The organism is Pseudomonas sp. MRSN 12121 (assembly GCF_000931465.1).
Lineage (GTDB): Bacteria > Pseudomonadota > Gammaproteobacteria > Pseudomonadales > Pseudomonadaceae > Aquipseudomonas.
In genome coordinates, this window is sequence record NZ_CP010892.1 from 4,622,239 (window position 1) to 4,634,092 (window position 11,854).

Below are 11,854 nucleotides of genomic sequence, written 5' to 3' on the forward strand. Positions count from 1 at the left end.
CATCACACCTTGAAGCCCGGCAAGCCATTCGCAGCTCGCCACGCCTTCACAACTCGCGTGATGTCTTCAGCTGTTCCCTTTGAACCGTCCTCTGGGTAGTAAATCAAATCGGTGCCGTCTGGATGACCGGTAATCTCGCAGAACTCCTCTAGAAGATCGTCAAGCACATCGTCGGTTGCGGTCTTGTTAGCGGCTAGCAGTTCTTTCAGATAGTTGACAAATTCGCCTTCGGTAAAATCTGTGATCTTGTTGTTCATTGATAAGCGTCATCCTTTTCGGTGAATGTCGATGTGATGTTTCGGTGTAACGACGCTCAGGTTGTCGACATCATAGAGGCTTCCACCCTGGGCAATATGATCAAGGTGGTGCAGTTCAAATGATCCGCGCTTCCCGGCCCTGTCCCTGTAACGTGCCTTTGGAGCATTGCCCCCTCGCATCCGGTCGCTATTGTTGTCTGTGAACTGCCCTGCAAACTCAGGACAATTGGCAATCGCTTTCCACAGGGCTCGCCTGAAGCTATTGAAGCTGCCGAAACTTTTTCCGCGTAGTTGCGTGGCAATCACTGCAGGTATAGGTACCCCCAACCCAATACCGGCCCCGGCAAGCCAAATACCCATGACATTTTTACCCTCGCCAGTCACCACGCCCGGATTGAATCGGACACTCATCACAATATAGAGCGGCCGTACTCCCGAGCCAGGTGGGAACACCAGAATGAAGTCCTGGTACTGCGGCGGATAGAGCGGATTGACGATGAGGTTATCCGCCTGCTCGGTCGGCGGATAAATCCAGATGGGGGGCGCTTGCGGTGCGGCTTCCAACGGCGGGATACCCGAGGTGCTGGAGGGGTCGACCGCTGGCGTCCAGATCAGGGTGATGCCATCGCCAAGGTCGGCCACCTGCTGCTGGTCCCGAAGCTGAAACCGGACCACCGGGATCATTTCCCAATCGCGGCGCTTCTCGGTGTTATACCCATAGCCCTTGAGCGTGCCATCGACTTGCTCTTCGATATGCAGGCGAACCCGGCTGCGGCCTGCTTTGAGCGACTTGAGCTGTTCCTCCGTATACAGGGCGCTATCACCCAGGCTCGACGGTGCGAGCATGGCGATAACACCGAGCAGTCCTCCCGCCACCGCACCAGAAGCCAAGGCACCGCTGGTGCCACCCACAGCCGTGCCACAAAGCCCACCGCACACCCCACCCGCAGGCACCAGCGCATTGGCGCCAAGCATCAGTCCACCTAGCGCCGCAGGCACATTTCCACTGATCCTTCCAAGCCTGAGGTTTCCCGCCGCATCGGTTTCACGTCCCCCCAACAACGCCAACTCGCCGTACTCCTTGACGGCCTCCGTGGGGATGAAAGAACAGGCGTAGTTGATCACCCCATCAGCCAGCTTGCAGGGCTTGGTAAAGGTGCATCCCACCGTCGATGGTTGCGTTTCCACTTTCGCCGGCAGGTCCTGGTACTCAGCCCAGCGCCGGGCCCCCAGATCGACCGGTTCGATACCCTTGTTGCGATAGCCCTTCGGGCTATTGGCGATGTAGCCACTCATCCATGTTGCTCCCCATTCCCCCAAGAAAACCTCGCACCGGTCATTCCGGGTGCGAGGCGTCCTAACTTGGCGAATCGGGTGGTGCCTGGAAACGTGGAGAACTCTGAGATTGACGTGGACCGGTCTGAATGACCCGTAGTCCGGATTCCGGTCAGGGCTTGCGAACCAGCAGCAGTGATGGCACCCGCTGCTTATTGGCCAACAGGCGCCACTCCCCCGTTACTTATGAAACGTCTGCCCCAACGCTTCCAGGCGGATCGCGATCGGCGGCAGGCGCTGGCTGCTCAGGGCCAGGCTGCCCATGTCGTCCGCGGTGTTCTGGGCGATGGCCTGGACCGAGTGCAGGCGCTCGACGATGTCGAGGCTGGCGCTGGACTGTTCGCGGGTGGTGCTGACGATGCGGCCGTTGAGCTGGTCGATGTGGGCGATATCGGCACCCGCCGCCTGGAACATGGCGGACGCCTGGCGGCTGTCCTCGACGCAGCGCTGGGCGCCTTCGCGGCTGTCGTGCATGGCTTCGGCGGCCTCACGGCTGCCCTGTTGCAGGGCTTCGATGATGGTGCGGATTTCTTGGGTCGACAGCGCGGTGCGCTGGGCCAGGTTGCGCACCTCGTCTGCGACCACGGCGAAGCCACGCCCCTGCTCGCCGGCACGGGCGGCCTCGATGGCGGCGTTGAGCGCCAGCAGGTTGGTCTGGGCGGCGATGCTGCCGATCACTTCCAGCACGTTGCCAATCTGCTCCGCCTGCCCCGCCAGGCGCTGCACGGTTTCGTCGGTGCCGTTGATCCGCGAGGCCAACTGGGTGATTTCCGCCTGGGCCCGGTCGACGCTCTGCTGGCCGCGGTTGATCTGCGCACTGGCCTGCCCGGCACGCTCGACCGCCTGTTCGACGTGCTGGGCGATGTCGCCCATGGCATCGCCCATGCGTTGCATGGAGCCGGTCATCTGGGTGATTTCCGTGAGCTGGTGCTGGGCGCCCTGTTCCAGGCTCTGACTGGTCTTCGCCAGGTCCTGGCCCAGTTCGCGCAAGCCATGGGTGTCGCGCACCACGCCATCGACCAGCGCGGTGATCTGCCCCATGAAGCGATCGAAGCGCTGGGCCAGCGGCACATGCGCCTGGCGTTCATCCTGGCCGGCCTCGACGGTCAGCTCGGAGGCGGCGGCGAGCATCTTGTCCAGCATGTCCTGGCTCTCTACCGCGTCGGCGTGGCTGTGCAGCGCCAGGTACAGCAGGATCACCGTCTCCACCACCACATAGAGCGCGTGCACCGCCACCATGCCGAAGCCGCCATGATGGGCCATCACATAGACCGGGAACCCCTGGTGCTGCAGCACATGGAACACCACGTGATGCAGGGCGATGGTCACCGCCGCCAGCAGGATCGGCAACCAGTCGCGGTAGAAGGTCAGCACCGCCAGCAGCACGAAGATGCCGAAGTGCGTTTCGATCAGGCCCCTGGCCTGGTTGATGTGTAGCGCGGCCAGCAGCATGAAGCCGATGGCGATGCCGCAGCGCATCAGGCGTGTACCGCTGATGACGCGGTACAGCAGGCTAAGGACCAGGGTCGTGCCACCGCCCACCAGCAGCGCCTGGGTGAAGGTGTCGTGCCAGAACGCCAGGCCCAGCGCAACGACGAACATCAACCAGATCAGGCCCATCATGATGCGGTCGGCTTTGCGGTAGTGCTCGAGAAAACGCGGTGGGAAAGCCATGCACTCTTACTCCATGTACGTGAGCGGGAAGAAACGGCAGAGGGCGACGCGGAATGAGGACTGCGGCGAGCGGCTCAGTCAGCAACGATAGTGGCAAATAGCCAAGTTCGCCTTGGCGCTATCGACAGGGCTCGGGTTTTCTTGACGCCCCACGGCGGGGAGTCGGGCTACGGAGGGGCAAAGTCGGGAGATTGGCAGGAATGCCATGGAGTATGGAACCACGGTGGCAGCGCGAAGCCGACCGCCGACACGCCGCCCGGCAAGGCGACGCGCGGCGGTCCGCAAGGGCTCAGAAGGTCACGCTGGCACTCAACCGCGCCGTGCGCGGCTCGCCGACGTTGACCTGCAACTGGCTGCCGGTGGACGACGGGTAGTACTGCTTGTCGAACAGGTTGTCGACGTTGAATTGCAGGCTGGTTTTATAGCCGAACAGCGGCGATTCCCAGCGCACGAAGGCGTCGGCCACGGTGTAGCTGCTGAGCCAGAAATCGTTGGCGTTGTTGGCCGCGCGCTCGCCGACATAACGCGCCCCGCCGCCGGCATGCCAGGCGCCAAACTCCGCGGGGACGTTCAGGTGATGGCTGAGGTACAGGCTGGCGGTGTGCTTCGGCGCGTTGGCCAGGCGATGGCCTTCGTTGCTCGGGTCGTCGAGGATTTCCGTGTGGTTGTAGGCGTAGGTGCCGATCAGGTCCCAGCGTTCGGCGATGCGCCCGGTGACGTCCAGTTCCACGCCCTGGGAACCGACCTTGCCGGCGGCTTCCGAGAGGCTCACGCCGTTGACCGTGGTGGTGGTCACCACGTTCTTCTTCTCGATGTCGTACAGCGCCAGGTTGATGTTCAGCCCCGGCAGCGGATCGTACTTGGCGCCGACCTCGTAGCTGCGGCCCTCCTCCGGATCGAAGGTCTTGCCTGTGTCGTCGACATCGGTGTTGGGCTTGAACGAGCGGCTGTAGTTGCCGTACAGCGACAGGCCGTCGGTGGCCTGGAACACCAGGCCGAGGAACGGCACGAAGGTGTCGCCGTTGCTGTCGCGGTTGACCGTGTAGCTCCTGCCCAGGCCCTGGTCGCTGTACTGGTCGTAATGCTGCTGGCGGCCGCCGAAGACCAGGATCCACTGGTCGTCCAAGTGCCAGTTGTCCTTGAAGTACACCGAGCTCGAGGTCAGCTGGTTGCGCAGGTTGCTTTGCGTGGCGCTGACCAGGCTCGGCTCGGCCAGCTTGCCGTAGACCGGGTCGGTGATGTTGAAGCCGCCCTGGGCGGTGTTGCGGTAGGTCTTGCCGCGGTACTGGTCGGAGTGCTCGCTGTCGACGCCCACCAGCAGGTCATGGCGCTGGCCGAACAGCTCCTGCTGGCCGATGAAGTCCCAGCTGGCGTAGCGGGTTTCGTCGTCGTAGTGGGCGCCGTTGGCGGCGCGGCGCAGGATATTGCCGGTCAGGCTGTTGGGCTGGGCGATCGACAGGCTGTAGCGGTCGTTGTTCCAGCCGTAGGTGACGCGGGTTTTCCAGGCATCGCTCAATTGATACTCGAAGCGCGCGCTGGCCACTTCGCGGATGCCGGTGCTTTTCGCCCAGCGTTCGTCCAGGCGCTTGTCGTAGTCGATGTCCGCCGGGTGGCCGTTGGTGAACACCGTGCCGCGGTCGAAGGGGCTGGAATAGTCGTTGTATTCGTAGTTCAGGGTCAGGCTGGCGCGCTCGCCGGTCCAGGTCAGCGACGGCGCCACCAGGGTGTGCTCGTTGACCCCGTAGTTGCGCCAGTAGTCTTCATGGCCCCGCTCGGCGACCAGGCGGTAGGCCAGGCCGGTATCGCCCAGCGGCCCGGTGGTGTCCAGGGCCATGCTGCCGCCGCCTTCGCTGTAGGCCGAGCCGCTGAGCGTGGTGCTCCGGGTGTATTGCGGCTGCTTGCTGATGATGTTGATCAGGCCGCCGGGCTCCAGCGCGCCGTAGAGCATCGAGGCCGGGCCCTTGAGCACTTCCACCCGCTCGGTGGTGGCGCTGAAGTTGCGCCCCAGGTTGGAGCGCACGCCGTCGCGCAGGACCGAGCCGTCGTCGTTGGTGCCGAAACCGCGCTTGATCAGCGAGTCCCGCGAGCCGCCCAGGGTGTTGCCCTGGGTCACGCCGCTGACGAACTTCATGGCGTCCTGCAGCGAATGCACCTGGTAATCGGCCAGGGTCTGCGGGGTCACCACATTGATCGATTGCGCCTCCTCCTTGATCGGCACGTCGCTCTTGCTCGCGGTGCTGGCTTGCGAGGTGGTGTAGCCCGTGTCCTGGCCGAGGCGGTCGGCCTGGATGTCGGTGGCCGGCAATTCCACTGTGTCCTGGGCCCACAACGGGCTGGCGACCAGGCAGCAGGACAACGGCGGCAACAGGTGTTTGAGCAGGGTCTTACGACGGGCACGCGCACAGGATGGCTTCAAGATGGGCACTCGAGGGAGGGGGATATTAATGACAATGATTATCATTGTAATGAGCGCATGATTCTCAGTAAATCCCCGCTGCCGCGCCTGCCGGGAATTTTTTGCGCCCGCCCTGGCGCCGATTGCCGGCAGCCTGGCGCGATCCGAATGCCGGCCGGTGCCGCCGACTCCCTATACTCGACCGTGCACATTCACTCCCCGCCCTTCTCCGCCAGGCGACAGACCTTCGATGACCCGCAACCAGGCTTTTCCCCTAGACGCCGGCTGGCGCCTGATCCTCAAGGACCTGGGCGTACAGCCCGCCCGCGTGCTGCGCCGTGCCGGCCTGCCGGAAGACCTGCTGTCCCGCCCCGGGCAGAGCCTGGCCACGTCAGACTATCTGCGCTTCTGGCAGAGCCTGGAGGACGAAGCCGCCGACCCGCTGTTCGCGCTGCGGATCGTCGAATCGATCACGGCGGAATCCTTCGACCCGCCGATCTTCGCCGCGCTGTGCAGTGCCAACCTGATGCAGGCCGTGCAACGCCTGGCCAAGTACAAACAGTTGGTGGCACCGATGAGCCTGGAGATCGCGGTCGCCGGCAATGGCGACCTGAGCCTGACGCCCCGCTGGCTGCAAGCGCCAAGCGGCGTGCCCGGGTCGTTGCAGGCCGCGGAGATCGCGCTGTTTGTCCGGCTGGTGCGCCTGGCGACCCGCGAACCGGTGAACGCCATCGGCGCGACGCTGCCGGTGCTCCCCGCCGCCGCCCTTGCCCGGCCCTATGAAAACTTCTTCGGCGTGCCCGTGCGGCAAGGGCCGAACCCGAGCGTCAGCTTCGCCGCGGCGGATGCGCTGCGCCCCTTCCTGACCCTCAATGAAGGTATGTGGCGGGTCTTCGAGCCCGACCTGCGCCGGCGCCTGAGCGAACTCGACGCCACCGCGACCACCGCCGAACGAGTCCGCGCGCTGCTGCTGGAATTGCTGCCGAGCAATGCCGCCAGCATCGAGGGCGTCGCCGCCCGCCTGGGCATGAGCAAGCGCACGCTGCAACGGCGCCTGGAGGAAGAAGGCGCGCCCTTTCGCGCGCTGGTCAACGGCACCCGGGAAAGCCTGGCCCGCCACTACCTGGAAAACACTGCGCTGTCCGGCGGCGAAATCGCCTTTCTGCTGGGCTTCGAAGACCCCAACTCGTTCTACCGCGCCTTCCTCGACTGGACCGGCCAGACTCCCGAGCGCCTGCGTCACGCCCAACGCCTGAACTGAAGCTGGCGCCGGCAGCCCATCGCTCGCCCTGGCGCCGTTTGCAAGCGCAATGGCGCCCATCGCCAGGGTGCTGGCGCGCTCATCCCCCTAAAGTCGCCCTGCAGACGGCGGCCGCCACGGCCCGCCGATCACTTCTCGAGCAAAGGATCGACCACCATGAGTTGCAAAGTTGCCCTGGTCACAGGCGCCTCCTCCGGCATTGGCGAAGCCACGGCCCTCACCCTGAAAAAACTCGGCTATACGGTGTATGCCGCCGCCCGCCGGACCGAGCGCATGCGCCACCTGCTCGCCGCCGGCATCCAGGTACTGCCCCTGGACGTGACCGACGAGGCCTCGATGCAGGCCTGCGTGCAGGACATTCTCGAGCGTTCGGGGCGCCTCGATGTGCTAGTCAACAACGCCGGCTACGGCTCCTACGGCGCGGTGGAGGATGTGCCGAGCGCGGAAGCCCGGGCCCAGTTCGAGGTCAATGTGTTCGGCGCCACGCGGCTGATCCAGTTGGTGCTGCCGCAGATGCGCGCGCAGCGCTCGGGAACCATCGTCAATGTCACCTCGATGGGCGGCAAGATATACACGCCGCTGGGCGCCTGGTACCACGGCACCAAGTTCGCCCTGGAGGCCATCAGCGATTGCCTGCGCCTGGAGGTCCAGCCTTTCGGCATCGATGTTGTGGTGATCGAGCCGGGCGGCATCAAGACCGAATGGGCCGGTATTGCCGCCGAAAAGCTGCTCGCCACCTCCATCAGCGGGCCCTATGCCCACCAGGCCCGGGCCATCGTCCAGACCATGGTCGATGAGAGCAGCCGCAAGTGGTATTCCCCGCCACAACTGATTGCCGACACCATCGCCAAGGCAGTAACGGCCCGGCGCCCCAAGACCCGCTATGCCGTCGGCTTCGCGGCCAGGCCGCTGCTGTTGCTGCGCCGGCTGTTGTCGGACCGCGGCTTCGACCGCCTCATGCGCCTGGCCACCGGGATCTCCCGCCAGCCCCGCTGAGCCGGTCTTTCACCGCGCCACGCCCTGGGTCAAGTGCTCGATCAGGGCCCGCGCCGCCGCCGACAGCTGGCGGTGCGGCGGGTAGATCAGCGAAAACGCTCGCGAACGGCCGCCTGCCTCCGGCAGCAGCGCCACCAGGCGGCCGCTGGCAATCCGTTCGCGGACGATAAATTCGTAGGTCTGGCAGATGCCCATGCCGTGCTCGGCGAGGGACACGATGCCCAGCACATCGTCGGCGACCTGGACAGTGGCCCGAGGTGTCCACTCCAGATCCCGCCCCTGCTCGCGCAACAGCCAGGACCCGACCCGGCCGCTGCTGGGCATGACGAACGGCAGGCAGGCATGGGCCGCCAGGTCCTCCAGGCAGCGGGGCGTGCCGGCGCGTTGCAGGTAATCGGGGGCCGCCACCAGGCACAGCGGCGCGTCCTCCAGCTTGCGCCCGACCAGGCCGCTGTCGGGCAGTGGCCCGAGGCGGATCGCCAGGTCGTAGCCTTCGGCCACCAGGTCGACATTGCGGTTGCTGATGCTCAGTTCGATGCGCACCTGCGGATACTGCCGGCCGAAGCTGGCGAGCAGCGGCGGCAGGCGGTAGTGCCCGTAGGTGGTGGGCACGCTCAGGCGCACCCGCCCGTTCAGTTCGCCCTCCTGGCCCTGGATGCGGCGCTCCGCGCTATCGATCAGCTCGAACGCCGTGCGCGATTGCTCCAGGTACAGCAGCCCGGCCTCGGTCAGGCTCAGGCGGCGGGTGGTACGGCGCAGCAACTGCACGCCCAGGCGCGCTTCCAGCCGGGAAATCGCTCGGCTGACCACCGACGCGGTGGTGCCCAAGGCCACCGCGCCAGCGCTCAACGAACCCTTTTCCACCACGCTGACGAACACTTCGACATCCGCCAGATAATCGAACCGGCGACTCATCTTGACCCCCAGCGAACAAGTGATTTCCAGCGGCGCGAGTTTATCGCCCCCAAAGGCATGAATACAGTGGGCGCCTCGTCGGCCACCGCCGGCTTCCCGACCTCCTACCCTGGAACCCCACATGCGCGCCCTCAGCCCCTTCGCCCTAGCCCTGACCCTCACCGCCGCCACCTTCAACGCCCAGGCCGCAAATGTTCTGGTGGTGCTTTCGGACTCCGATCACCTGGACCTCAAGGACGGCCGGGTGTTTTCCACCGGCTTCTACCTCAACGAACTGATGCAGCCGGTCAAGCAGTTGCTCGACGCCGGCCATTCGGTGACCTTCGCCACCCCGCAGGGCAAGGCGCCGACCCTGGACCGCTCTTCCAGCGACAAGCTGTACTTCAACAACGATGTCGCGGCCTTGCAGGCGCACCAGGCACTGCTCGATCAATTGAAAATCACCGTCCCCGGCGAGTCGCCGGTGATCAGCCTGGCGCGGGTCGAGCAGATCGGCTACGCGCATTTCGATGCCCTGTACGTACCCGGCGGCCACGCGCCGATGCAGGACCTGCTGCACAGCCCGGAGCTGGGCCGGCTGCTGAGCAACTTCCACCAGAACGCCAAGACCACCGCCCTGGTCTGCCACGGGCCCATTGCCTTGCTGTCGACCCTGCCCCAGGCGCAGGACTTCACTCGGCAACTGGCCAGCGGCGGCAAGGCCAGCGCCCCGGGCTGGATCTACGCCGGCTACCGGTTCACGGTGATCAGCAATCAGGAAGAGGAATTGGCCAAGGGTCTGCTGGGCGGCGGCAGCATGCGCTTCTATCCGCAAACCGCCCTGGAACAGGCCGGCGGCCTGTACCGCAGCAACCGCTCGCCCTGGAGCGAAAACGTGGTGATCGACCGGGAACTGGTGACCGGGCAGAACCCCGGCTCGGCCCAGGGCGTGGCCAAGGTGTTGCTGGAACGCTTGCAGGAACGCGCCGGTAACGGCGCATAAAGAACCTCGCCATGCCCGCCGCCCGGGGCAGCGCTCAGTGCAGCCTCAGGCGTTCGTCGACCAGGGCCCGGGCGTGGCGGGTCAGTTGGTCCAGATGGCGGTCGCGCTGCTTCTCGGCATCGAGCATCGCCCGCTTGCCATGCTTTTGCAGCAGGTAGCTATGGATCTGCCGCACTTCCAGCGAGCGATAGACCGCTGCCACGTCCAGCAGGCCCATCAGGCCGTCGCTGGGCTGCTCGCAGGTGCTCATCAGTACCTGCGGGCCGCGCACGCCCAGCACCTGGAAACCCAAGGCCTCGAACCAGGGCACCTTGCCCGCCGCGCATGCCAGTTCCACCTGCGGGTAACGCTCGCGCACCTGCGCCAGCAGCGCCCGGGCGATCCCGCGGCGGCGGTGGCTGGCGCGCACCGCCATATAGGCCACGCCACAGGCCTGGGCATCGTCCTTGACCGGCAGGTAGAGCACAAAGCCCAGCACCTGCTCCGGGTCGTCCTCGTCGAAGGCCACCAGCAGCTCCACGGCGATGCCCTTGGCACCGTTCAGCGCCTCCAGGTACAGGTGCACTTCGTAGCCGACGGCGTACTGGTAGATGTTGTACAGCAGGTTGCTCGGCGGCAGCGCCACCGCGCTGATATCGCTCAGGTAGTCGACCACCATCTGCAGGATCTGGCTGTTGACGGCCTCCGGGCACGGGGTCTGGAAGTGGCTGAGGATGGGCATTGCGCGCTGGGCTCCGAGAATTGAGGCTCGCCGGTGACGGCTGGCCGCGCATGATAACGCAGTCCCCGCAGGAGCGAGCCTGCTCGCGATAGCGCGCGTCCCGCCACATCGGTCGAGGGGCCCGCCCGCAGAAAAAACCCTTGCGCCAGGCGGGGCGAAATCACGCATCATGGGCGCCATTCGCCCAAGGGAGAGCTACATGCGCCGCACATCCTCCATTCTGCCGCTGGCCGCACTGTCACTGGCCATGGCCTTCGCCAGCGCCGCCGCGGCGAGCGACGAAACGCAACTGGTGGCCTCGATCAACAGCTACCGCAGCCAGGTCCAGCGCTGCGCCGGCCAGGTGTCGCAGGAACTGCCGCCGCTGGCCGCCGACCCGCGCCTGGTGCTGCCCGCCAACAGCATCGGCAACCTGCAACAGGCCCTGGCCAGCAGCGCCTACCCGATGGTCAACGTGCAGGCCATCAGCCTCTCCGGCCCGCGCGATGCGCAGGCGGCGATGCAGGCGGTGCAGGAGAGTTTCTGCCAGGTGGTGCTGGACCCGCAGTTCGTCGACATCGGCGTCAGCCGCACGGGCCAGGACTGGCGCATCGTCCTCGCCCGGCCGCTGTTGACCGCGCGCCTCGGCGACTGGCAGGCCGAAGGCCAGAAACTCCTGGAAAGCCTCAACAGCGCCCGCGCCCAAGCCCGCCAGTGCGGCGCCCAGGCCTACGCCGCGACCACGCCGCTGGCCTGGAACGCCACCCTGGCGGAGGCGGCCCTGGCCCATACTCGCGACATGGCCAACCACAACTTCTTCGATCACAAGGACCGTGACGGCCGCACCCCGGGCGACCGCGCCGAGCTGGCCGGATACGCCGGCCAGCAGATCGGCGAGAACATCGCCGCCGGCCAGGACAGCGTGCGCAAGGTGGTCGACGGCTGGCTGGCCAGCCCCGGGCACTGCGCCAACCTGATGAACCCGCAGTATCGCGAGCTGGGCGCGGCCTATGCGGTCGACCCGAAAAGCGATGCCGGCATCTACTGGACCGCGATGTTCGGCACGCCCTGAGCCCAGCCCCTTATCGGCCGCCCCGGCGGCCCCCGCGCCGCCGAACTAGACTCAACCCTACCTGCCAGGGCCACACCCGCGAGCGCCCCCGAGCCAGCACGGTTCCCCGGCGCCGCACCGATGGCCACCCCCCTTACCCGCCCGGCAGGTCCAGGCACCGCGCCTCTACCGCAGGCGCCCGTGCATCGTCAGCGGCCTGCCCGGCAGGCCCATTCGTGCGGCCTTGCCGGGGCCTGGCCTCCCGGTGCTGGCCCTGTACATTCATCC

General features: G+C 66.0%; 10 protein-coding genes. 4 read left to right on the forward strand and 6 right to left on the reverse strand.

Annotated features, from left to right (window positions below):
• Positions 1-2: 2 nt before the first annotated feature.
• The 4 genes from TO66_RS21005 to TO66_RS21020 all read right to left on the reverse strand — a co-directional run bounded on the left by TO66_RS21005 (position 3) and on the right by TO66_RS21020 (position 5,682).
• A complete protein-coding gene (locus TO66_RS21005) occupies positions 3-257 on the reverse strand; it encodes a bacteriocin immunity protein (protein ID WP_044464072.1) in 255 nt (84 codons plus the stop codon).
• Positions 258-266: 9 nt separating this feature from the next.
• On the reverse strand, positions 267-1,553 hold the full coding sequence (locus TO66_RS21010; protein WP_044464073.1) for an S-type pyocin domain-containing protein: 1,287 nt from the start codon (positions 1,551-1,553) through the stop codon (positions 267-269).
• 219 nt (positions 1,554-1,772) lie between these two features.
• Positions 1,773-3,266 carry a methyl-accepting chemotaxis protein gene (locus TO66_RS34135; protein ID WP_044464074.1) on the reverse strand — a complete coding sequence of 498 codons (1,494 nt, stop codon included), beginning with the start codon at positions 3,264-3,266 and terminating at the stop codon, positions 1,773-1,775.
• A 289-nt stretch (positions 3,267-3,555) separates the two neighbouring features.
• On the reverse strand, positions 3,556-5,682 hold the full coding sequence (locus tag TO66_RS21020) for a TonB-dependent siderophore receptor (RefSeq protein ID WP_044464075.1): 2,127 nt from the start codon (positions 5,680-5,682) through the stop codon (positions 3,556-3,558).
• Positions 5,683-5,911: 229 nt separating this feature from the next.
• On the opposite strand from TO66_RS21020, the gene TO66_RS21025 reads away from it, so the two are divergent.
• Complete coding sequence (locus tag TO66_RS21025; RefSeq protein ID WP_044464076.1) at positions 5,912-6,922, forward strand: AraC family transcriptional regulator; 1,011 nt, start codon at positions 5,912-5,914, stop codon at positions 6,920-6,922.
• Between the two features lie 156 nt (positions 6,923-7,078).
• Complete coding sequence (locus TO66_RS21030) at positions 7,079-7,918, forward strand: oxidoreductase (RefSeq protein WP_044464077.1); 840 nt, start codon at positions 7,079-7,081, stop codon at positions 7,916-7,918.
• A gap of 9 nt (positions 7,919-7,927) precedes the next feature.
• Here the strand turns inward: TO66_RS21030 and TO66_RS21035 are convergent, their stop codons facing one another.
• Entirely contained in the window at positions 7,928-8,833 is a 906-nt protein-coding gene (locus tag TO66_RS21035; protein WP_044464078.1) for a LysR family transcriptional regulator, read from the reverse strand.
• Positions 8,834-8,954: 121 nt separating this feature from the next.
• Between TO66_RS21035 and TO66_RS21040 the strand changes: the two genes are divergently transcribed.
• Positions 8,955-9,815 (forward strand): type 1 glutamine amidotransferase domain-containing protein, encoded by an 861-nt coding sequence (locus TO66_RS21040; protein ID WP_044464079.1) that lies wholly within the window; start codon positions 8,955-8,957, stop codon positions 9,813-9,815.
• Positions 9,816-9,849: 34 nt separating this feature from the next.
• Here the strand turns inward: TO66_RS21040 and TO66_RS21045 are convergent, their stop codons facing one another.
• Entirely contained in the window at positions 9,850-10,536 is a 687-nt protein-coding gene (locus TO66_RS21045) for a GNAT family N-acetyltransferase (RefSeq protein WP_044464080.1), read from the reverse strand.
• Positions 10,537-10,735: 199 nt separating this feature from the next.
• Here TO66_RS21045 and TO66_RS21050 point away from each other — a divergent pair, with 199 nt between their 5' ends.
• Positions 10,736-11,587 (forward strand): CAP domain-containing protein, encoded by an 852-nt coding sequence (locus TO66_RS21050; RefSeq protein ID WP_044464081.1) that lies wholly within the window; start codon positions 10,736-10,738, stop codon positions 11,585-11,587.
• Positions 11,588-11,854 lie beyond the last annotated feature (267 nt).